Origin of the sequence: Oceanispirochaeta sp. (genome assembly GCF_027859075.1) — a bacterium.
In the GTDB taxonomy this organism is placed as follows: domain Bacteria; phylum Spirochaetota; class Spirochaetia; order DSM-2461; family DSM-2461; genus Oceanispirochaeta.
This window is the reverse complement of record NZ_JAQIBL010000290.1, coordinates 1-19,028: the sequence shown is the minus strand read 5'-3', so window position 1 is coordinate 19,028 and position 19,028 is coordinate 1. Positions and strand designations below refer to the sequence as shown.

Annotated in this window: 20 protein-coding genes; 2 read left to right on the top strand and 18 right to left on the bottom strand. The window is 40.9% G+C overall.

Features of this window, described 5'->3' with window-relative positions:
• The 17 genes from PF479_RS16130 to PF479_RS16050 form a co-directional block, all read right to left on the bottom strand.
• On the bottom strand, positions 1-254 hold a 254-nt coding region (locus PF479_RS16130), incomplete at its 3' end, for a YraN family protein (RefSeq protein ID WP_298008582.1).
• Entirely contained in the window at positions 241-1,380 is a 1,140-nt protein-coding gene (locus PF479_RS16125) for an HD-GYP domain-containing protein (RefSeq protein WP_298008580.1), read from the bottom strand. The genes PF479_RS16130 and PF479_RS16125, both read right to left, overlap by 14 nt.
• Before the next feature lie 131 nt (positions 1,381-1,511).
• Positions 1,512-1,877 carry a 50S ribosomal protein L19 gene (gene rplS / locus PF479_RS16120; RefSeq protein ID WP_298008577.1) on the bottom strand — a complete coding sequence of 122 codons (366 nt, stop codon included), beginning with the start codon at positions 1,875-1,877 and terminating at the stop codon, positions 1,512-1,514.
• Entirely contained in the window at positions 1,877-2,569 is a 693-nt protein-coding gene (trmD, locus tag PF479_RS16115) for a tRNA (guanosine(37)-N1)-methyltransferase TrmD (RefSeq protein ID WP_298008575.1), read from the bottom strand. Before trmD ends, rplS begins: the two co-directional genes overlap by 1 nt.
• A complete protein-coding gene (gene rimM, locus PF479_RS16110) occupies positions 2,566-3,066 on the bottom strand; it encodes a ribosome maturation factor RimM (RefSeq protein WP_298008572.1) in 501 nt (166 codons plus the stop codon). Before rimM ends, trmD begins: the two co-directional genes overlap by 4 nt.
• On the bottom strand, positions 3,066-3,299 hold the full coding sequence (locus PF479_RS16105) for a KH domain-containing protein (protein ID WP_298008569.1): 234 nt from the start codon (positions 3,297-3,299) through the stop codon (positions 3,066-3,068). Before PF479_RS16105 ends, rimM begins: the two co-directional genes overlap by 1 nt.
• Before the next feature lie 19 nt (positions 3,300-3,318).
• Entirely contained in the window at positions 3,319-3,570 is a 252-nt protein-coding gene (gene rpsP / locus PF479_RS16100; protein ID WP_298008585.1) for a 30S ribosomal protein S16, read from the bottom strand.
• Positions 3,571-3,585: 15 nt separating this feature from the next.
• Positions 3,586-4,920 (bottom strand): signal recognition particle protein, encoded by a 1,335-nt coding sequence (gene ffh / locus PF479_RS16095; RefSeq protein WP_298008567.1) that lies wholly within the window; start codon positions 4,918-4,920, stop codon positions 3,586-3,588.
• A 90-nt stretch (positions 4,921-5,010) separates the two neighbouring features.
• Positions 5,011-6,432, bottom strand: coding sequence for a hypothetical protein (locus tag PF479_RS16090; RefSeq protein WP_298008564.1), 1,422 nt, complete (start codon positions 6,430-6,432; stop codon positions 5,011-5,013).
• Positions 6,422-6,814, bottom strand: a complete 393-nt coding sequence (locus PF479_RS16085) for a hypothetical protein (RefSeq protein WP_298008562.1) — start codon at positions 6,812-6,814, stop codon at positions 6,422-6,424. Before PF479_RS16085 ends, PF479_RS16090 begins: the two co-directional genes overlap by 11 nt.
• Positions 6,801-9,590 (bottom strand): AAA family ATPase, encoded by a 2,790-nt coding sequence (locus PF479_RS16080; protein ID WP_298008559.1) that lies wholly within the window; start codon positions 9,588-9,590, stop codon positions 6,801-6,803. The genes PF479_RS16085 and PF479_RS16080 overlap by 14 nt, the downstream gene beginning before the upstream one ends.
• Positions 9,591-9,716: 126 nt before the next feature.
• Positions 9,717-10,169, bottom strand: a complete 453-nt coding sequence (locus PF479_RS16075; protein ID WP_298008557.1) for a DUF3276 family protein — start codon at positions 10,167-10,169, stop codon at positions 9,717-9,719.
• Positions 10,170-10,262: 93 nt separating this feature from the next.
• Positions 10,263-11,681 carry a VWA domain-containing protein gene (locus PF479_RS16070; protein ID WP_298008555.1) on the bottom strand — a complete coding sequence of 473 codons (1,419 nt, stop codon included), beginning with the start codon at positions 11,679-11,681 and terminating at the stop codon, positions 10,263-10,265.
• Entirely contained in the window at positions 11,678-12,562 is an 885-nt protein-coding gene (locus tag PF479_RS16065; RefSeq protein ID WP_298008552.1) for an FHA domain-containing protein, read from the bottom strand. The genes PF479_RS16070 and PF479_RS16065 overlap by 4 nt, the downstream gene beginning before the upstream one ends.
• Before the next feature lie 4 nt (positions 12,563-12,566).
• On the bottom strand, positions 12,567-14,456 hold the full coding sequence (locus tag PF479_RS16060) for a serine/threonine-protein kinase (protein ID WP_298008550.1): 1,890 nt from the start codon (positions 14,454-14,456) through the stop codon (positions 12,567-12,569).
• On the bottom strand, positions 14,453-15,484 hold the full coding sequence (locus tag PF479_RS16055) for a metallophosphoesterase (RefSeq protein WP_298008547.1): 1,032 nt from the start codon (positions 15,482-15,484) through the stop codon (positions 14,453-14,455). Before PF479_RS16055 ends, PF479_RS16060 begins: the two co-directional genes overlap by 4 nt.
• 3 nt (positions 15,485-15,487) lie before the next feature.
• Positions 15,488-16,012: a hypothetical protein gene (locus PF479_RS16050; RefSeq protein ID WP_298008544.1), complete on the bottom strand. Its 525-nt coding sequence runs from the start codon at positions 16,010-16,012 to the stop codon at positions 15,488-15,490.
• Between the two features lie 76 nt (positions 16,013-16,088).
• On the opposite strand from PF479_RS16050, the gene PF479_RS16045 reads away from it, so the two are divergent.
• Positions 16,089-16,760, top strand: a complete 672-nt coding sequence (locus PF479_RS16045; RefSeq protein WP_298008542.1) for a GDSL-type esterase/lipase family protein — start codon at positions 16,089-16,091, stop codon at positions 16,758-16,760.
• Here the strand turns inward: PF479_RS16045 and PF479_RS16040 are convergent.
• Positions 16,740-18,284, bottom strand: a complete 1,545-nt coding sequence (locus PF479_RS16040; RefSeq protein ID WP_298008539.1) for a bifunctional diguanylate cyclase/phosphodiesterase — start codon at positions 18,282-18,284, stop codon at positions 16,740-16,742. The two genes, PF479_RS16045 and PF479_RS16040, sit on opposite strands and share 21 nt — an antisense overlap.
• 173 nt (positions 18,285-18,457) lie before the next feature.
• Here PF479_RS16040 and PF479_RS16035 point away from each other — a divergent pair.
• The coding region (locus PF479_RS16035) for a CobD/CbiB family cobalamin biosynthesis protein (RefSeq protein ID WP_298008536.1) at positions 18,458-19,028 on the top strand (571 nt) is incomplete at its 3' end.

The window sequence follows — 19,028 nt, the reverse complement described above, 5'->3', positions numbered from 1 at the left end:
TGTTGAAGAAAAAGACATGCTATTTTCTTAATCTTCTGGATTTTACTTTTATTTATACTGAAATGTAAATCCTCCCAGCCTAGATAATCCCAATTTTTTACTTCACAAAAAATAATTTTTCTTCCCTTTACTGCTATAATATCGACTTCTCCAAAGGATTTCCTGAAGTTTCTTTTAATTATTTGATAACCTGACGACTGAAGGTATTCTACGGCTTTCTGCTCTCCCAATAACTCTTTTTTATGCTGTATCATTCCTTATTAACAGAGAATTCAAGTCTACTGCTTTAACAATAAAAAGGTTTTTTATATCCAAAAGATTTAATACAGGTCCCATGTCTCCAGGATATTCCTTCCCCGTGCTGTCGATCAGGGTAATTACTTCAGGACGCAAAGGAGCTTCAGGATTCCCTTTTATTACACGAGCTACAGTTGAGTCATTCAGCATAACAATACTGCCCAATGGATAAATGCCCATACTATGAATAAAATATCTGAGGATCTCAGGATCAAACTTTCTTGAATTATCACTGATGATGTGTTTCATGGCTTCATATCCGATCATTGAGTTTCGGTAGGGTCTTTCACTCACCATTGCCTCAAAAGCGTCTGCTATGGACACGATACGGGCCTCCATGACGATATCATCCTTTTTCTTACCCTGAGGATAGCCGTCGCCGTCCCATCGCTCATGGTGTTCCAAAGCTATCTGGGCAATCGTATCGTCATAACCGAGTTCTTTGGATATGATCTGATAGGAAAAAACAGTGTGGCTTTTCAGTTTATTCATTTCCGTACTGCTGAGTCCTGACTTTTTTATCTTAATTTCTTCGGGAATACGCATCATTCCAATATCATGAAGGAGAGCACCGTTTACAAGCTGAAGCAGCTTTGGCCTGGGTCGGTTCATGGCAAAACCAATTGTCAGAGTCAGAATGGCCGTATTCAGGGCACTCTTCGCCATAGCCCTGCTGCTGTTGTTGTGAGTCAGGACCATTCTAATGGTCTGTATTTTCTTGTTTTCTACCATATCAATCAGTTTGTCTGAAATTCTATCCAACTCGGCAACATTAATATCTTCCATCAGGTTGATACGGTTAAAAAGATTATCCAGATCTTCCAGAGTTTTGTTGTAAAACGTGGATAGTTCCTTATCCGAAGGAATGCCCCAGAGCTGGCGGCTGTTCAGTAAGTCTTCATTTTCAGATTCAGAAAACATACCCTCTGACTGGACTTCTGTGACTCCCCACTTTTCAAGTCGGGTCAGGTCTTTTTCACGGATAGGAACACCCGCCGGGATAAAAAGAGTTTCTTCATCTATGTATACCGGTTTGTTGCATGAAAGACCGGGTTTTAAATCACTTACTTTATAATTATTCATTAGAAAACCTGCTTTTATTGGATAGGCAGAGCCATTGCATATTCCATTATAACATAATTCAATTTTTGATTGTACACTTTTCATAAAAAAAGGCTCCCTTTTAAAGGGAGCCTTTCGTATGGATTCAATTATTATGCCTTGGTAACTGTTTTTTTTCTAATCAGTTCTTTTACTTTGGCAGATTTACCTACTCTGTCACGTATGTAATAGAGTTTGGAACGTCTTACTTTACCGTGCCTGGTAACTTCAATCATTTGAATTTTGGGTGAATGAATGGGGAAAACTCTTTCCACACCTACACCATAGGAAATCTTACGAACTGTTACTGTTCTGTTGATACCTGGGTTGTTAATGGCAATAACGAGGCCTTCATAAATCTGAATTCTCTCATTCTTACCTTCGATAATCTTAAAGTGAACCTTTATGGTGTCACCCACTCTGAAGTTTTCAGCGTTATCCTTTAACTGTTCAGCTTCAACAGCGCGAATAATATCCATTACTTCATCCTCCTGTCAAGATCAAGATCGTCCAATAAATCAGGACGATTATTTTTAGTTTTTTCCAAACGTTTTTCATGCCTCCATTTCACAATGCGGGCATGATGTCCGGATAATAAAATGTCAGGAACTTTTATATCCCTGAACACTTCGGGTCTTGTATAGTGCGGGTATTCCAACAGTTTTCCCTGAAAGCTTTCTTCTTCCAGTGATTCCTGTGTAATAACTCCGTCGCAAAGCCGGTAGATACTATCTATGACCACTAATGATGCAATTTCACCGGAGGATATTACATAATCTCCAATACAAACTTCATCATCAACATACAGATCAATGATCCTTTGGTCAATGCCTTCATATCTGCCGCAAATGAGAACAATCTCTTTTTCTTCAGCCAGTTCTTCTGCAATCTTCTGGGTATAACTGACTCCTGAAGGAGTCGGGAATATCGTTCTTTTCGCAGCAGCCTGAACTGAGTCCAGTGCCAATGCCAGAGGTTCCGCTTTTAAAACCATTCCTGCACCGCCACCATAGGGTGAATCATCACAGTTTCTATGCTTGTCTAAGGCAAAATCTCTGATATCCACCAGATTGTACTCAATCAAACCCTTCTCTACGGCTTTTTTCATGATAGAACTATTGAAGAAGGCTTCCACAATCTCAGGAAACAGTGTTAACACAGTGAACTTCAATCTAAAATCCACCCTTCCAGTAATTCAATCGTTTTCTTTTCCATATCCACACTACCGATAAAAATAGAATTGAAGGGAATCAATTTGACTTCTTCTCCTATTTTTACTTCCAATAGATCATCCGATCCGGATTCCAGAATGGATTGGACTTCTCCAATCTCTTTTCCTTCTAAAAGAACCTGACAATTTACCAGATCAGCATGGTAAAACTCACCCTGTTTCAGGTCAGCCGCTAAATCCCTGGGTACCCATATGACCCATCCGGACAGCAGCTTCCCTTTTTCTGGATTATCAATCCCTTCCAGCTTGATAAGAACTTCTCCACCGAAGGGAGTAACTTCTTCAATCTTAAAAACACGGGACTGACTCTTATTCTTCAGTTTAATCTGATCCAATTTTTGAAAATGATCATATTCACCTGAAAAACTAACTACTTTAAGATAGCCTTTAACACCATGTGTTTTACGAACACAGCCAATGGCTATTTCTTCTAACATTAGTCCAGAATTTCCAGCACAAACCTCTTACCGGTTTTATTGGCAGAAGCACTGAGGATTGTTCGGACTGCTTTAGCAATTCTTCCATGTTTTCCTATGACTTTTCCGATGTCATCGTCTGCAACTTTTAGTTCTATGATTGTTGATTTCTCACCTTCAATCATGTTTACAACGACACTGTCAGAGTCATCTACAAGAGATTTTGCTATAAATTCTACTAAGTCTTTTTCCATATCAACTCCACCGAAGGTTTTATTTGATAAAGAAGTTATTCTTGTTCAGAAGTTTCCGTACGGTCAATGTGGGCTGTGCACCCTTATCTAACCATTCCCGGACTCTTTCTTCTTTAAACTTAACCTGTTTATCTTCCGCTTCAACCGGATGATAGTAACCCAGTTCTTCAATTGTTCTTCCGTCTCTGGGGGATTTTGAATCCATAACAACTATTCTGTAATAAGGGCGCTTTTTTGCTCCCATTCTTTTCAGTCGTATCTTAACCACTATTCCTTCTCCTACTGTTTAAGACATGCCACCAAACTGCTGCATTAGCTGAGTCTGGTATTTTTTATTTTTGCTTATCTTTTTCATCATCAATCGCATTTTCTCAAAGTTTTTCAGAACTCTGTTCACATCCACTACTGTAGAACCGCTACCCAAAGCAATACGCTTTTTCCGGGGCGGACCAATAATTCGATGATTCTGTCGTTCTTTCCGAGTCATTGAGAGAATAATTGCCTCTTCGCGTTTCAGGACATTTTCGTCAATATCATCATCAGATACTTTCCCTGCCAATCCGGGAAGCATGCCGATAAGTGATTGAACACTGCCCATTTTCCGCATCCGTTGAAACTGTTCCAGATAATCTTCCAGTGAGAAAGTAGCAGATGCCATTTTCTTCTGGAGCTGGAGAGCTTCTTCTTCTGAGGCCGTTTCCTGAGCCTTCTCCACCAGAGAGACAATATCACCCATTCCCAGTATTCGGGAGGCGATTCTCTCGGGATAAAAAGGTTCAAGATCTTCTATTTTTTCACCGACTCCGATAAACTTAATTGCTTTTCCTGTGATACTCTTGAGGGAAAGAGCCGCACCGCCGCGTGTATCAGAGTCAAACTTACTGAGTATAACACCTGTAAGATCCAGTTCATCGTCGAAAGTTTTTGCTATGTCCACGGCACTCTGCCCAGTCATCGCATCCGCAACGAGAATTGTTTCATCAGGTTTTACAGCATCTTTAATCTCACGAACCTGCTTCATTAAGTCAGAATCAATCTGAAGCCGTCCAGCAGTATCAAAGATTACCGTATTATATTGAAACTTTTTAGCGTGTTTCAGCGCATTTTTAGCAACTTTTACTGGATTCTGAGACTCTTCGGCAAAAACCTCGACACCAGTCTGCTCTCCCAGGACCTTGAGCTGCTGAACAGCGGCTGGTCTTGCCAGATCGCAGGCAACCAACAAGGGACGCCGGCCTTCTGATTTCAGGCGAGCAGCAAGTTTTGCTGCTGTTGTCGTTTTTCCTGCACCATTAAGTCCTAAAAACAGTATGGAAGAGACAGTATCCGGTCCTTTAAGAATCAGATCCTGTTTGCTGTCACCCAGAAGGCTCACCATGCGATCATGAACCAGCTTAATAAACATCTGCCCCGGGTTGACGGCTTTAAGTACCTTCTCTCCCCTGGCTTCTTCAATGGTATGATTTACAAAACGCCGCACAACCCTGATATTAACGTCCGCATCAAGGAGGGCCATTTTGATTTCATTGACAGCATCATCAATATTTTTGTCTGAAATCTTCGACTGTCCAGACATCTGTCTGGATAGATCTGAAAATTTCTCTGTTAATTTCTCAAGCATATATAAATCTAACCCTTCTTTAACTATCCAATTTTTATACAGAGATTTAGCTTCTTAGTCAACACCTTGAAGATGAAATAAAATCATTTATCACTGTACTTTAAAATAATGCTTGTTCAAATATCTGATTCGGCTTTCTGCTGTAAAGCGCTCCAGGGTGACAGGAAAATCCTTCCGGATCATTTCATAGAGAAGCAGAGCCTTTTCAAGTGACTGACCATCCCCTGGCTTTTCATACATTTCAGCCAGTTCTAATAGCTGTGCTGCATTCAAACCCCTGGGAGGGAACTCTTTATCCTCGGTTCCGCTCATTCCATTTTTTAAGTCTTCTGCAGGAATCGTTTCAGAATTCTCAATATTCCCTGACAACTCTCCGTCCAGGACTCCTGATTCCTCTGTGAGAGGAGCAGGAAGAGGCTCAGTGAGTGATTCGGTAACAATGGGGGCTGGAATACTTTCAGTCCTGTCAGTCTCGTCTGTGACGATTTGGGGCTGAACCAGGGGGTTGTTAGTACTGTCTATGCTGAGGGTGCGTTGAGACGATTCTCCTCTCAGTAGATCCTGTTTCAAGAAAACCATTTCTGTATTGAAACCATCGGTCCCTTTGGAAGAAAAGACAAAGCGAGTTCTTCCTGATGCGGGCTCGTATGTTTTATCAGTCAGGACAATAGATGATTCACTATTACTGGAAAGATAGATCCAACCCGAACCCTGAAGTTGGATAATCAGTTTGCCAGATGAATCACTGCTCAGGATGTAATCCTCCGCTGGAATGGGTAGATCATTCTGTATTGGATTCAAGGTTTGGGGGAGGTCTGTTTCTTCTTCAGCCATTTCCGCGGATTCCGGCTGAAGCGTTTCATCTGCAGGTGTTATCTGAAGAGTCCTGTCTGGTAAATTACTCTTCTCCGGGGGGATCTGCTCTTTCGCGATCCTTTCATCTGCCCTATCTTCCGGTCTGATTATGATTGGAAGAAGGGGGTTGTAGGGAGGCGATTCATATTCAGATGGCAGATCAACCGCATCTGTCAGAATGTTCTCGTCGGGTATTTCTTTTACTCTTTCAAAGACAGGCATTTCCTCTGCCGGGGCAGTTAGTAGTTCAGGTTCATCCGTTTTAGGATTCTCTATTAACATGGGAAGATCTTCCGGATTCGTCAGTACTGGTGGAACATCCTCCACCAGGTCAGGCTTACTCTCCGGGGCCAGTGATTCCGGTTCGATGCGCTTTTTTTCTCCCCCCCTGGGCGGTATTCCCTTTTTGATGGGGGGAGCTTCTTCAGGTTGAGGAATCTCTTGTTGGGGTTCCGGGGTCTGAAGTACGGGAGGATCTGTTTCCGAAGGCTTCTCTATTTCCGGGATGATCGGATCTGGAGAAGTCATTCCCTCAGCCACTGCTGCAGTGTTACCGGATTCAGTCGATGCAGGAAAGTTTTCTTCTTTTGGAGCTGTTTTACAGGAAGAAAGAAGGAGCAATAAAACCAGGGGGAAAAATAAGAATTTAAGGTGCATCTTTAAGAATATCCCAGATAAGTTTGTGGTTGGCATCAGTAAAATAATCAATATCTGCTGCGTCCGGTTCCAGCCAAAGTCTGGAGATTTCATCTTCGGTCCATTTAAAATTCAAATCCCTGTAGGGGTCAATCGTAAGATCCAGTTCTTCAATTATTTCAGGATAGATTAATTCACAGCGGTTTCTGCTTTTTGTCGACTGACTCAGCTTGCTCATGTCATAGGCCATCTTTCGCTGCTCTGCGTCTTTGATCGACTTATCTTCTCTGTAGTCAATGATGATGAGTGAGGCGACGATCAAAAAAGTGATAACGAGTGCCGAGACTGCTATCGTTATGATCAGCTTTTTATTGATTGAAGCCATAATATTAGCGAGTCTCATGGGCTTCTCCAATTTTCATAGCGATTAGCTTAGAAACTCCGGATTCCTGCATGGTTATCCCCAATAGCGTTTTTGCACCTGCCACAGTTTTTTTGTTGTGAGTAATTACAATAAATTGAGATCTCTCTCCAAAATCCATCAGTACATTTATAAATCTTTGGATATTTGCCTCATCCAGGGCTGCATCTATTTCATCCAGGATACAAAAAGGTGAGGGCTTCACCTTATATGTTGCAAATAGAAGGGCAACGCCGGTTAATGAGCGCTCTCCTCCTGACAGAAGAGCAATGTTTTCAAGTTTTTTTCCCGGAGGTTGTGCATATATTTCAATACCCGATTCCAGTATGTTCTCGGGATCCACAAGTTTAAGCTCGGCACGGCCCCCTCCGAACATCAGTCTGAAAGTATCATTAAAATTCTTTCTGATTTCATTGTAGGTTTTCTGAAAAAGGATTGCCGATTCCTTGCGGATTTCAACTGTCACCTGAAGCAGGTGCTCTTTGGCGGTTCGAAGATCTTCCAGCTGATTGTTTAAAAAATCATAACGTTCTTTTACTTCCGAGAACTCTTCAGGAGCCATCAGATTCACCTGTCCCAGGGCTCTCAGCTTTTCACGGGCCAGGGAGTAGTCATTTTTAAGATCCTGCCTGCTGCTGTTCAGTTTGGGAATCCTATCCAAAAAATTAAGAATATCCGCAGAATTGTTTTCTCTGAAGTTTTGTTTGAGTTCCTGGAGGTCTGCCAGGATATGCTGAACTTCGAGATTCACTTTTTCAAGATTGAGGAGCAGTTTCTGGAGATCGCTGTTTTTCTTTTTGAGCTCCCCTTCCTTGCCGCTGACATCTTTAGTCCTGTTCTGAATGGACTTTTCTAGAGTTTTGAGCCTCTGAAGGAGTTCTTTTTTAATATTATCATGATCCTTCATTTGACCCAGGGAATCATCAATCTTCTTCTGGGTTTCCTTTTTGCGGGCTTCAATATGATTTATCTCTTCCAGATTATTTTGGATCTGCTCTTCGACCCCCAAAATATCTTTGGATAGGGCCTGAATATTATCTTCTATTGCCGTAATCTGGGTGGCCATGCGGGCTTTATTGACTCTCAGTTCTTCCAGTGTGTTTCGGAACTCCTGAATCCTGTGGTTCAACTGCACAGACTCTTCTGTTTTGGTTTTAACGGTCTCTCTGTCTATTTTCAGATTAAGTGTGAGGTTTTCAATATTATCATCGATGTCTCTTTTCTTGCTGATAATACCTTTGGGAGCAAGAAACTCCTCCAGGAAATCAGGAAGTGAATCGGCAAGGTGGTGAATGGATACTTCAAGAGATCCCAGTCGTTCCTGAAATTCTTTAAGAATTTGAACTCCCGAATCCCAGATTTCTGAATCATCTTTTCCCAGTCCGACTCTTGAAGAATCATCAAAAAGCCTGATTTTTCCTTCCAGCTGTATCTGTACTGTCTTTAATTCTGAGATGACCTTTTCTTCCAGATCCTTTTTCTTTTTGATAGAAAATCCGGAGGATTTGAGACCTTGATCGAGCTGATGAACAATATTGTCGGTCAATTCTCTGAGCACATGCTGCAGATTCTCCCTTTCTTTTTCTCCCAGAACGACCCTGGATTCTGTTTCTTTGGTAATTCTGGTGTTTTCATTGATACTGGTTTCAGCGGATTTAATATTTGACTGAAAGTTCATTATATTATTTTCAAGATCTTTCAGTTGATCTTTGAATTCCTGAAGAGATGTTTTCCGATTCTCTTTATCTTTTTTCAATTCTTCTTTTTTTTCTAGAAAATCCATTTCTTTCTGTTTCAGGGTTTGTTTCTGATTTTCCAGTTCACCCAGCTGCTCTCCCAGGAATCTGATTCTGTCTGAAAGATTTTCCTTTTCGAGATCAAGGCCATAGAGTCTTTTCTGATCTTCGATCAGTTCATTTTCCATGGTGTTAACAGCATCCAGATTAGTGGCCAGGTTTCCATTTAAAAGTAAAATTTCGCCTTCGGTTTTGCTTTTATTTTCCAGTTCCCGGTTTCGGACTATTTCTTTTGACTTCTGCTGTTCTGTGAGCTGGCTGTATTTTAGGAGCTGAAGATCGATATCGATAGATGAAATATCTTCTCTTAGTTTTCTGTATATCAAGGTTTTTTCTGATTGTTTTTTCAGTGTTTCATAGTTTTTTTTGACTTCACTGAGGATGTTTTCTACCTGAACCATATTTTCATTGGTTTTAACAAGTTTTCTTTCGGCTTCACTGCCTTTCATTTTGAATCTTGTGATTCCAGCGGCTTCTTCGAACAAAAATCGTCTTTCTTCAGGTTTATTCGAAAGTACCTGGTCTATTTTTCCCTGTTCCATGATGGAGTATGCGGACTTACCAATCCCTGTGTCATAAAATAACTCTCTCAACTCTTTGAGTTTGACTAGAGTGTTATTTACAAAATATTCACTATCACCATTTCTATAAAGACGTCGTTTTATGGAAATTTCGGCCAAATCCAGATCGAGAAGGTTCTCTTCGTTAGATATGATGAGTGTGACTTCTGCAACATTGAGAGCTTTTCTTTCATTTGTGCCGCTGAAAATGACGTCTTCCATCTTCTCGGCTCTCATGTTTTTGGTTGATTGTTCACCAAGAACCCACTTCATGGCATCAACAATATTGCTCTTACCGCAGCCATTGGGTCCTAGAAGAGCTGTTATTCCATCTGTAAAATCTATGATGGTTCTATCTGCAAAGGATTTAAAACCCATTAGTTCTATGCGCTTAAGAAACACGTATCCTCCAGTGATTACAGGGGTGGCTGTTAACATTTAAATATATCACATGGTAAAAAAATGGTCAGGTCCTATTTAAAATAAAAATGCCCGCCTTTTTGGCGGGCATTCAATAAATTGTTGTTCTCATTCTGCGGGTGTCATATGACTGGATGCCTGGTCAAATCCATCAAGAAATGTATCTAGATTCTTCTTGAAAACACGAATAGAAACATTCTCGTAGTTTTCATCTGTGCCGACCCTGCTTTCGGCCAGGATCAGGTAGAGTTCGCCGTTTTTTGCAGATTTAATATTGAAAGTATACTTTCTTTTACCCGAACCAGTTTTTAATTCAAATTCCCAGTCTCGAACAGAGGCTTTTAGTTTTGTAACAGCTGTTTCCATAATATCTGCGAATTTTTTGAAATCTTCCGAGTATACAATGAGTGAAAAACGGACAAATCGGTTATCCTTTTTCCGGCTTTCTACTAGATTTAGAAAGAGGTCGCCATAGCGGTTCTCTTTTACATTGAAAAAATAGGTGAGTCCTCCCTCTTCGACAAAACGTTTTAAAGTAAAGACTTCTCCTCTTTGGCCCATTGTTTATTCCTTCTCTTTTGATGTGTGAAGTGGATAATATCGGAATTAGCCCTTCATGGCAAGCTCTAGTCTGGCATTGTTCTGGAAGGGTTTTCATTTTTTTTGTTCTTCCGGAGTATCAAAAATTATCAAGGTTCCTTCACTTCGAATGACATCTCCCGGTTCCAATTCTTTGGATATCACTGTCCTGTTGTTCACCATGATCTCATGATCTGCTTCCAGTTGGTATTTTCCATCAGGACTTTTAATAATGGTAATCCCTGTTTCGTCTTCATTTTTATTTATAAAGTCACCTTCTTCCATGACAATTGTCTTTTCTCTCCCTACGGCGATCATTGTCTTATCATGAGAAATTTGAATGACCGTTTTTTCTGATTCATTAGGAGACAATACTTCCAGGTGTGGAAAAGAATAGACTCGTTCAAAAGGTGTTTTATGGATGATCAATACAATCAGGAGGGATAAAACTGTAAAAATGCAGTAAATCCACCAAGCTAAAAGAGGGGTCAGTCCCCAGAAAATCTCCCAGATAAATGAGAATTCCGGGCTCATCCCCTTCCCTGCTGCACCTACTCTCACTGTTCTTTCCCGGGAGCTGGAGACTTCAGGTTTGTATGAGATTCTGAATTCTCTGTTGATTCTGCTGTGAATTTCCCGATAGGCCAGGAGCAACTCGTCCTTTGAGGCTGCAGGAAAGGATCTGCCCCCTGTTTGACCGGATAATTGAACAAGTTCGGGGTCTGAGGATCGTGCGTATTGAATCGTATAGAGGGTTATCCCTCTTTTTTGTAGAAGACTTTCCACTTCTTCCATCTGAATCAGATTGTTTCCCCACAGAGGATGCGGCTCTTTTCTGTTCTCTGAATAGCTGTAGTTTTCACCGTCGCTCAGCAGGATCAAAACTTTTCTACCTGATCTTCTGCTTAGATCGTCTGCAGCAATCTTCATCGCTCTGTAAAGTTCGGTATAGGCATTTTCAGGGGTCGGTTGACTGATTCCAGAGAGTCCTGAAAGCAATTGATTTCTATCGGATGTAAAGGGACTGATTTTTTCAATATTCGTATTGAAAGTGTACAAGGCAAGGGAGTCTTTATACTCTCTTGTTGATGAGAAGAGATCCTGAAGAGCCTTCAATACAAAGAATATCCTCTGAGAATCTTTCTGTTTTGTAGGTTGACCTGAGAGTGTATCGTACATACTGCCCGAATTATCGATGAGGATAATAAATGAAATTTCCTCCTGCTTGAATCCGTTGTATTGAACATCCTGAATTTCAATTCCCTTCCATTCTTTATTGAGAGGGTCAAATTCATCCAAAAGAAAATCTTCTTTTTCCGGGATGCTCTCTTCCGGGATTTCATCAGAAAAAGAAACATACAGCTGTATTAAACCATTTTTAAGAATGGCACTGGTATCTACACCAGTTATGGAAATATTTTCCTGAGAAACCAGAGGGGAGAGGGAAAATACAAGTCCCAGGACTATTAAATGAAAGAATGACTTTTTGTTCATGAATTTACCTCATAAAGGAATTTCAAATTTCCTATCTTAATGACATCTTCATATTTAAGAATGGCTTTGTGTTTTCCTTCATCGTTGATAAAGATTGGAAATCCACCATTGCTTTCTAAAACAAGTTCTTTTCCTTTTCTTTTGAGTATCACTGCCAGAGGGGGGATTTTTTCGTCTCCCTGCAGGGTTATATCGCAGATGTGCCGGCTTCCCAGGGTGATCTTCCGCTGATTCAGCAGATATTTTCTTCCCTTAGAGGAACCGTTGAGCACACGGAACACACCGGGGGACGTCTTTTCTTCAATAAATATTGTGAGAACAGCCGTTCCGATTCCCATGATCATGAAACCCGGAAGTTTCAACCAACTATCCTGGGGAAAGAGCAGCATAGCTGTTTCAACTATGGATCCGCCGATGAGCCCTGCAAGAATACCGCTGATTAAACCGGCTGTTATTTTTTGACTTGACCGGGAGCGAATGCCTTCTGCAGTTCCAATAAAGGCTCCCAGAAACGCCCAACTGACGATTCGAGCCGCATAATAGGGATAGATATAGGATTCAGGCATCAGGTTATCCGGTAAGATCATATTAAACAGTATTTGACCTCCCATTGCACCAAGCATTCCGCCTGCCAGACCCCAGATAAATCCCAGGGTCCACTCCTTATGAATTTTTACAGTATTTTTATGAAGGATTCCTTCTATTGACGCCATGACTGCCGTCATACAGGCCCCCGTCAATCCGCCTGTTGCCAGGAGCAGCATTGTATAACCGGGAAAATAGTTCTGCAGTGAGAGGATAAGTTCAAGAACTGACCAGCCTAAAAGGGCTGATGCCAGTCCAATACAGAGAGATACAATATATCTTCCACCTGAATTCATGAGTTCACTCCTTAAGTTTTAATTCTCGAATTCTATTCTTTTCTGTGATGACTTCCAGTGTCAGAACAGTTTCTTCTTCACTCCTGATTGTAAGATCGATACTCTTATGAATCTTTCCGGCTATAAATTCAAAGGAATATAAACCTGGATTCAAAGGTATCTTTTTGAGCTTGGTCAAGTCAGAAGAATGAATCATTTCAGAGGATAAGCCGCCGGGTTGTACCATAGTTTTTCCATTTATCAGTATGGATACTGATTCGGATGGATTCTGAGAGCTTTGTAATCTAATATAGCCCTCAATGGGCACCAACTGCGGATTCAGTATTAAATGATCCTGATGAACCTTGATGCCCAGATCATAGATCTGAGGATAATAGCCATCGGCTTCCACCTTGAAGTTATAGTTTTTACCAGTCAGCAATTTCTGTTTCATTTTTTCAATGGGTATAAATTGATTATTGATCTCGACTGTTAATGCGGCTTTCTGATTAAGGTCACTTCCGTCATCTCTGCTGCGCACATCTATTTTAACTGTGAGCGGCTTTGGTTTCGGTGTCGGCCAATTCAGCACGATGGTCGATACAGGAGCAGGTTTCAGAAGGAATCCCGAGTTACTGAAGGGGGGGATAAAAATATTCTGCCAATATACTTTTTCATTGATCAATGATTTCAGCCAATAGGAGCCTGGTTTAAGAATAATATCGGGTGATTCAATCATAAATGAGCCGTCTTCCAGGACTCTCTCAGCCTTGTAGTACACCGTTTTCACTCTCTCATCTGATATCCGCCCCCTGTCATCATGGAATACGGTAGTTTCCATCCGATAGCTTTCTATTGGATTCTGAGGGTCCTTTATCTGTTGAGACAGCTTGAAGCCACCATAGTCCGCGGCGTAAAGGGTTCTGGTGTGGATTCCCATCCTATAAAGGGTGTATCCCCCTGCTGCGATTATTATCAATAGGATCAGAAGGCCTATCCATTTGACGGGAGATCTTTTTTTAACGGGTTTAAAGGCCGCCCTTTCCTGATCATTTACAATTCCGATCAGGTCCTTTCTGATTCGGTCGATGTCGGCTGCCTGAAACCACTTTTCAAGTTTTATCAGCAGTATGGCAACGGATGCCGCTCTTTTTTCCGGTTTGGCTTGAATACATTTTTTAATATACCAGTCGATTCCAGGAGGCAATGTGGGATTTACCCTTCTGGGAGCGGTGAATTTTCCTTTCTGAATCTTCATCATTGTATCGGGATTCATTTTCCCCGGATAAGGCTTCTTCCCTGTGACCATTTCATACAACATGATACCCAGGGAATAAATATCTGCTTTAAAAGTAACGTTGCGAGAGTCATCATACTGTTCCGGAGCCATGTAGGAGGGGGTTCCCAGGGCCATCCCCTCTTTGGTCAATGATTCCTCTTCTTCATCAGACTGGGCAATTCCGAAATCAACCAGTTTGATTTCTCCACTTTTAGAAACCAGAATATTCGCCGGTTTAATATCTCTATGTACGACCTGGTTCTTGTGGGCATAATCCAGAGCTTTGCAGGCATAATAAAAGATGTAAAGAGCCTCATCATATCGAAGATATCTTTCTTTTTTCAAAATAAGATCAACAGATTTACCATCCACCAGTTCCTGGACAATGTAGTAGGCAGAGGCATTCTTGAAATGATCATATACGCGAACAATGTTCTCGTTGCTGAATTCCATCATGATCTTGGCTTCTCTGCGGAATCTTTCAATAAGATGCTCATTTGTACTCATCATGAGTTTTTTAAGAACAACAGGTCTGTCCAGGGTCGGGTGTGTCCCCTTGAAAACGGCGCCCATTCCCCCTTCGGCAATCTTGCCTTCTATCTCATATTTACCTATTTTTGAAGGGGTGCGGATCATAAAGGCAGACTCCTTATTGTGTCTAGATCAGTAATATTAATGACAGGATCAAAAGTTTCTCTCTGGTCAGTGAACAATACAATTCTTTTCAGGGGATTATGAATCTGTATGAACTTTCCTGAAGCCCTGAGATTATATAGAGAGTTGATGGTTCTGTGACCCCCAATATAATGTGTAAAATCTCTGTTGAAGCGCTCTGAATAATCATCCAGGATCGATGGAACAGAATCTTCCGGGGCTTGATCGTTTGCCGTCCAGGTCAAACCAAGTTTGATTCGATCAGATTCATGTATACCAATGATTTCTTCAGGGCTGTAATATTCCTGCGGTTCCGCATGTGAGACAATCAGACTCTTCCCAAGTGCCATAAAGGCCAGAGAGTGTTCAAATTCAGAATAGGCATTTAAAAAGGCTTCTCCCATGAATTTTTCAGTCCAGGATCGAACCATTTCCCCTTCATAAACAAATTTTCCGAAGGGATGATTCCCGCGGCCTTCTTCATTGAGAATATTTTCATGATTCCCTTTCAGAAAAAAGAAATGATCCGGAAAAAAAGATTTCAACAGCATCACCATCTGCATTAATCCCAGGCTTTCGGACATTTCCTGGTCCATGTACTTATGCTTTCTATAATATCCCTTATATTCTTCAAGACTGCGGAGCCATCTTTTATAAGCTCTTTTTTCAGCATGGAAACCATCGCCTACACAAAGGATCTGGATACTCTTGTCCTGAAGACCCTCCAGAACTGTCCCACCCCTTTCAAGAGAAGTCTGGAGCAGAGCTAAAAGAAAATCCTTTCTGGCATGAAGGTCTGGTAGGATCAGCAGAGGAATGTCGGTATTCAGGAATAGTAATCCCCCCCCCTTTCCCTCTTTGTCACAGGGCCTGATAAGTGGACTCTGCTTGTCTAATGCACTCTGGGCAAGGTCTAAATGAGCGGATACAAGGGGGAGATGATCCGGAGTCTGTGCATTTGCAATCCTGCTTAGTTCACTTAATAATTGCTGATGATTTGTGGGGATCATAATTTATTCCGGTACTATCGTATTATTGATGCTTACAAATTCTCTTGTCATGATTCTAGTGGCATCTTCCAACTGTTGTGTCTGTTTCTGAGGCAAAATATCATTCATCAGTGCAATTTTATAAACGGGTGAACTCTTTTGGAGTGTTCCACCGGTAAATGAGATTTCCTTATCCAGTTTTACAGGACCTTTCAATACGAGATTATCTTCTAAAAGTTTTTCCGGTACGTCTCTGCGTTGACCGACACTGGCATATATCACTTGCCTGGAACCGTTGGACTGACTAGGACCGACACCTAAAATAGACCCCGAATAAGTCAAAGCAATAAAGGCTCTCTTTTCCTGTGCCTGAATCTCAGATTCAATGGTCATGTGAAAAGAACGGACTTGATTCATGAAAGTCCTTTCTTTTTTCTGCCAGGCTTTGATCAACTCCTTAAGATAACTGTCATCCTGACGGTTATCCTTTCCGGCCATAAGTTGTATATGATGGAGTACTTCCGGATTGATCTCTTTAGTGAATCCCATTCTGTAGAGTCTCCTTAAAATGAATTGAACATTATCAATAAGATACATTATAATTGTGAGAATGACTAATTTCAGGATGATTATTATATTTCCCCTCTTATTCATGATCACAGTGACACTCTTTGCCAATCCATCAGCAGAGCTTTCTTCCATCCGGATAGCCTGTGTCGGAGATAGTCTCACATATGGATACGCTCTTCCCTTCAGAAGCTATAATAGTTACCCGGCACAACTGGGCCGCAGGCTCTCCCACCCCTATGAAGTTATGAACTTTGGCATAAACGGTGCCTGTGCCACCTGGGGAGATGATTTTTATCTGAATAACTCTTATGAGGAAATCTTGAATTGGGATCCCCAGATAATCGTCATCATGCTGGGCAGCAATGATACAAAGAAAAACAACTGGATTTCATCTAATGCATATATTCTGGGTTTGGAGAACATTATTGAAACCATCAGAACTCCAGGGGATTCGGTGATTCTTATGACTCCTCCTCCCTGCGGTTTGAATGCTTTCGGCATTCATGACACTCCCATCAGGACAGTTCTGATTCCCGCTCTTGAATCATATTCTGACAATGCAGGATATCCCCTGGTGGATATATATTCTGAATTTGGAAAGGGAGAAAGAATCTTCCTGGATAATATTCATCTAAACAGACATGCCTATTGGAGAGTTGCCGGTTTGCTTATGGTTTATATTGAAAAGGAAATGGAAAAAATGGATTTAGTCAGTCAGGTTCGATGACCTTACATTGAATTTCTTACCAAGAATCTTTTGACGGTAATTGATAAAATCATCTTCTGACAAAGCAGATGAAAAGTAATAACCCTGAAAGGTTCGGCATCCCATTTCAATCAGACTTTTCAGTTGTTCCAGAGTCTCAACACCTTCAACAATTAAATCGAGATTTAGTTCTCTGATAAAATAGAGAATCCCCTTCAGTATGGACTGATCCAGTGAACTGTTATGTACCTTATCAACAAAGGATTTATCAATTTTAACAGTATCAACTGGTAGATCCTTGAGATAGTTCAGGGAGGAATATCCTGTTCCAAAATCATCAAGAGAGATATGGAAACCTGCCTCTCTGAGCTGATTCAGTTTGCTGATTGCATTGACCGGGTTATCTATCAAGCTGTTTTCTGTCAGCTCTATCTTAAGATCCGCCGGGTCAATATCATAGGTCTCTATCATTCGTTTGAAAGTTTCCACTAGTTCTGGATTGTAAAACTGCCGGGGAGAAACATTTACAGATATTTGAATATCATTGAAATTCCGGTTGTGCCAGTTCTGCAGTTGACGAGCGGCTCTGAAGAGAACCCAGTTCCCCAGTGGAATGATCAGACCAGTTTCTTCAGCCAGTGGAATGAAATCATCCGGTTTGATACTGCCTTTTTCAGGGTGATTCCAGCGAATAAGAGACTCAGCTTTCACATCGACTACAGTGAATGATTTTGTATTGACTTCTATAGTTATGATGGGCTGGTAGTTCAGGTAGAACTGTTTATCCAATTCCTTGATTGCCTGCTTTTCCAGAGCCTTGATAATGCTGTTTTGAAGTTCCATCTTTTGAATGACAAGGTTGCTGATCTCTTCTGTAAATATGGTATAGGAAAAGTGCTGTTTAAAAGCGTAACTCAAGGCAATATCGGAGTTGTGGAGGAGTGTATTTCTTTCCAGTCCATGTTTGGGGAAAAGAGAGATGCCGCAACTGGAATCCATTGAAATATTGTATCCAGAGAAGATGTGGGGACGTTTCAGTTCTTCATTCAGGAGCTGCAGAAACATGTGAAGACGACTCTCGTCTCTGATATTTTGATAAACAATCAGGAATTCATCTTCTCTTGTATGATAAACAATATTTTCGAGTCCACTGAGCTCTGTCAGTCTCACACCAATCTGATAGAGTACCCATTCGCTGATTGTCGGTTTAAGGGCTTTATTGATGGCTTCAAAGTTTTCATTTAATTTAACAAGAATGAAAGCAATAGGAGACATATCATCCTGCTCCAGACGATTATCCAGTAGTTTGTTAATATCTTCATTTGCCTTGACATGATTTGGCAGACCGGTCTTGTGATTGATAACAACACGTCTGTGCAGATCAGAATTCTGTTTCTTAAGATTTTTCAACTCCATAGCAAGTTCACCAACCTGACTGATTAATGATTCTCTTTCTTCTTCTAGAGTTGTAACCAATGAAACAAGTTCAGGAGCATTGAGATTTTGAAGTTTTTTTAAATTCTGACCATCTGTTTTATTGTGCATAATATTTACTGTTTTAATAATCGACAAAACAACGAAATTCCATAGTACATGTTGAATGATATATAATCAAATGCATAATTTTTTTTTGAGGTAAAGAATTTTATCACTGAATACTGCTAATTAATCATAAAAAACGGCAATGCCTTTTTTTTGTTGATATGATATAAAATATTATGCCTGAAATAATACTTGTATCTGCTTTTCTCCTGGATTTAATCCTGGGTGAACCCCCTACACAATTTCATCCCACAGTCTGGATGGGGTCTTACATCCAATGGTTCTGGAAAATTTGTCCCAAAGGAAGCAAAAGAATCGAGTTTTTATGGGGAACCCTGCTTATTCTTTCAGGGGTCTTCCTGTTTGCAGGGTTCATGATCCTCCTTTCGAGTGTTTTTAGTTCCTATTCACTTTTATTTGTATTTCTGAGTGTCCCTCTGTTAATAGCCTCATGTTCAGTCCGAGCTCTTTTAATAAGCGGGTATCATATAAAAAAAGAACTTGAGAATGGAAATCTTGTTGAAGCCCGAAAATTGACATCCTATCATCTGGTGAGCAGGAATACAGAGACTCTGACAGAGGAAGAGATTTGTTCCTGTGTCATTGAATCATTGTCAGAAAATATAACCGATAGTTTCAGTTCGCCTATCTTATATTTCCTTCTTTTTGGTTTACCAGGCAGCTGGGCCTACCGTCTTGTTAATACTTCTGATTCAATGATCGCCTACAGGAATGGAGAGTTTGAAT